General features: G+C 72.6%; 2 protein-coding genes and 1 rRNA gene. All 3 read right to left on the reverse strand.

All coding sequences use genetic code 11. The features are described from left to right. Positions 1-3 precede the first annotated feature (3 nt). Positions 4-684, reverse strand: a complete 681-nt coding sequence (locus ACIQOV_RS32090; RefSeq protein WP_049657530.1) for a response regulator — start codon at positions 682-684, stop codon at positions 4-6. Between the two features lie 118 nt (positions 685-802). Continuing rightward, positions 803-3,394 (reverse strand): ATP-binding protein, encoded by a 2,592-nt coding sequence (locus tag ACIQOV_RS32095; RefSeq protein ID WP_401054208.1) that lies wholly within the window; start codon positions 3,392-3,394, stop codon positions 803-805. A 266-nt stretch (positions 3,395-3,660) separates the two neighbouring features. After that, positions 3,661-3,751, reverse strand: a 5S ribosomal RNA gene (gene rrf / locus ACIQOV_RS32100); the annotation flags it as partial.

Genomic DNA, 3,751 nt, shown 5'->3' on the forward strand with positions numbered 1-3,751 from the left:
GGGTCAGCTCTCGAACCGGTATCCCATGCCCGGCTCGGTGATGAAGTGGCGCGGGTGCGAGGGGTCGCGCTCCAGCTTGCGGCGCAGCTGGGCGAGGTAGACCCGCAGGTAGTTGGTCTCGGTGCGGTACGCCGGGCCCCACACCTCCTGCAGCAGCTGGGTCTGGCTGACCAGCCGCCCGGCGTTGCGGACCAGTACCTCCAGCAGGTGCCACTCGGTCGGGGTGAGGCGGACGTCGGCGCCGTCCCGGTTGACCTTCTTGGCCGCGAGGTCGACGGTGAAGGACTCGGTGACGACCAGCGAGTCGGCCTCCCCGGCCACCGGCTCGGCCCGCCGCACGGCGGCCCGCATCCGGGCGAGCAGCTCGTCCATGCCGAACGGCTTGGTGACGTAGTCGTCGGCGCCGGCGTCCAGGGCCTCGACCTTCTCGTCCGAGGCGTGCCGGGCCGACAGCACGATGATCGGCACCCGGGTCCAGCCGCGCAGGCCGCGGATCACCTCGACCCCGTCCATGTCGGGCAGGCCCAGGTCGAGGACGACCACGTCCGGATGGCGGGCCGCGGCCAGCTCCAGGGCGCTCGCGCCGTCATGGGCCGCGTCCACCTCGTACTTGCGGGCCTTGAGGTTGATCACCAGCGCGCGGACGATCTGCGGTTCGTCGTCCACGACGAGGACCCGGGTCATGTGCGGGCTCCGCCTTTCGGGGCTGTCTGACTTACGGACTGGGGACTGGCTCTACGACTTTCGCTGCGGCGCGCGGCACCGGGAGGGGCGCCCGGCCCGGCCGGTGCGCCGCCGGTTCTCAGGTGATCAGCTCCGGGAGCGGACCGCCACCCTCGCCGCCCGGCTCCCCCGTTTCGGGCGGCCGGTCGACCACGGGCAGGCTGACGACCATGGTGAGGCCGCCGCCCGGGGTGTCCTCGGCGGTGACGGTACCGTCCATCGCCTCGACGAAACCGCGCGCCACCGCGAGTCCGAGGCCCACCCCGGCACCGCGCGGCGCGTCCCCGTACCGCTGGAACGGCGCGAAGATCTTCTCCTTCGCCTCTTCCGGCACCCCCGGGCCGCGGTCCACGATCCGCAGCTCGACCCGGGCCGGCCGCCCCGGCTGCCGCAGCTCGTCGGCCTTGACCAGCACCTTGACGCCGTCCGGGCTGTACTTGACGGCGTTCTCCACCAGGTTGGCCAGCGAGCGCTCCAGCAACCCGCCGTCGGCCCGGACCATCGGCAGCGTCTCCGGCACCTCCAGCCGGACGGACTCCAGCGGCACCCCGCCGAGCGCGAACGGCACCACCTCGTCCAGGTCGGTCTCCTGGATCAGCGGGGTGACGGTACCGGTCTGCAGGCGGCTCATGTCGAGCAGGTTGTTGATCAGGTGGTCCAGCCGGTCCGCCCCGGCCTCGATGCCGGCCAGCAGCTCGGCCTCGTCCTCCGGGTCCCAGTCGACGTCGGCCGAACGCAGCGAGCTCACCGAGGCCTTGATGCCCGCCAGCGGGGTGCGCAGGTCGTGCGAGACCGCCGCCAGCAGAGCCGTCCGGATCCGGTTGCCCTCGGCCTCCCGGCGGGCATCGGCGGCCTCCCGGGCCAGCCGGCGGCGCTCCAGCACCACGGCGGCCTGCGCGGCGAACGCCCCGAGCAGGCGCCGGTCCGCCCCGGGCAGCACCCGGCCGCGCAGCACCAGCGCCAGGCTGTCGCCGACCGGGACGTCCACGTCGGCCTCCTCCGGCCGCCCCGGCGGGCGCGGGCCGGCGGAGGCCACCGGCACCCAGGGCGCGAGCGGATCGGGCCGCTCCAGCAGCGCGGCGCTCTCCTGCCCGAAGGTCTCCCGCACCTGTTCCATCAGCGCGGTGAGCACCCCGTCGCCATTGGGCGCGCCGCGCAGCACCGTGCCGGCCAGCGCGCTGAGCGTCTGCGCCTCGGTCTGGCTACGGGCCGCCTGCTGGGTGCGCCGGGCCGCGAGGTCCACCACCGACGCCACCGAGATGCCGACGATGGTGAATATCGCCACCGCCATGATGTTCTGCGGCTCGTTGATGGTGAAGGTGTGCAGCGGCGGGGTGAAGTAGTAGTTCAGCACCGAGGAGGCGACCAGCGCCGAGCCGATGGCCGGCAGCAGCCCGCCGACCAGCGCCGCGCACACCGTCAGCGACAGGAAAAGCAACATGTCGGTGGAGAGCCCCAGCCCGCCGATCGCGGTCAGCACGATCGCCAGCACCGGGGGGCCGACCAGCCCGATCAGCCAGCCGGCGACCGTCCGGGTACGGCCCAGGTCGGTGATCCGGCGGACCGGTATCTTGCCGCGCCGCCCGTGCCCGGCGTGCTCGTGGGTGACCATGTGCACGTCGATGTCCCCGGCCTCCCGGGTCACCGTGGTGCCGACGCCCGGCCCGTACAGGTACTGCCAGGCGGGCCGCCGACTGGTGCCCAGCACGATCTGGGTGGCGTTCACGCCCCGGGCGAAGTCCAGCAGTCCGCCGGCCGGGTCGTCGCCGAGGACCGCGTGGAAGGAACCGCCGAGGCTCTCCACCAGCACGCGCTGCTCGATCAGCGTCTGCGGCGAGCCGGAGCCCACCAGCCCGTCCGAGCGGGAGATGTGCACGGCGAGCAGCTCACCGCCGGAGACCCGGGCGGCGATCCGGGCCGCCCGGCGGATCAGCGTCGCCCCCTCGGGCCCGCCGGTCAGGCCCACCACGATCCGCTCCCGGGCCTGCCAGGTGCCCTCGATGCCCTGCTCGGCCCGGTACTTCTGGAGGTACTCGTCCACCCGGTCCGCGGTCCACAGCAGCGCCAGCTCGCGCAGCGCGGTCAGGTTGCCCGGACGGAAGTAGTTCGCGAGGGCGGCGTCGATCTTCTCCGGCGCGTACACGTTGCCGTGCGCCAGCCGCCGCCGCAGCGCCTGCGGGGACATGTCCACCAGCTCGATCTGATCCGCCCGCCGGACCACCTCGTCCGGCACGGCCTCGCGCTGGCGCACCCCGGTGATGCCCTCGACCGCGTCGCCGAGCGACTCCAGGTGCTGGACGTTGACGGTGGAGATCACGTCGATCCCGGCCGCCAGCAGTTCCTCGACGTCCTGCCAGCGCTTCTCGTTGCGGCAGCCAGGAACGTTGGTGTGGGCCAGCTCGTCCACCAGGGCCACCTGCGGGCGGCGGGCGAGGACGGCGTCCAGGTCCATCTCGGAGAAGCGGGCGCCGCGGTGCACCACCTGCTGGCGCAGCACCACCTCCAGCCCGGCGACCATGTCCGCGGTCCGTCGGCGGCCGTGGTCCTCCACGAACGCGACCACGACGTCCGTGCCACGCTCCTGGCGCCGGTGCGCCTCGGCGAGCATGGCGTACGTCTTGCCGACCCCGGGGGCTGCCCCGAGGTAGATGCGCAGCCTGCCTCGTCCCATGAGCACCATTCTTGATCCGACCCGGCCCGGAGGACACCCCCGGACACCTGTTCCCCTTGCCTTCGAGACTACGGTGTGCGACGCGATTTTCCGCTGATCAGTGCGCTGATCAGGCGGTTTTAGCGGCATATTGACGGTGGACCAGCCACTCGGCGGGGGTCGTCCGGGAGGGTTCGGAGGCACCGGAGCCGGCCTGTCGGGCCCGTCCGGCCCGGAAATGCGAAAAGCCCCTGATCCGAGTGGATCAGGGGCTTTTCTGAATAATTGTTCGGCGGCGTCCTACTCTCCCACAGGGTCCCCCCTGCAGTACCATCGGCGCTGTAAGGCTTAGCTTCCGGGTTCGGAATGTAACCGGGC

It is taken from the genome of Kitasatospora sp. NPDC091257 (assembly GCF_044757675.1).
Classification (GTDB): domain Bacteria; phylum Actinomycetota; class Actinomycetes; order Streptomycetales; family Streptomycetaceae; genus Kitasatospora; species Kitasatospora lactacystinica.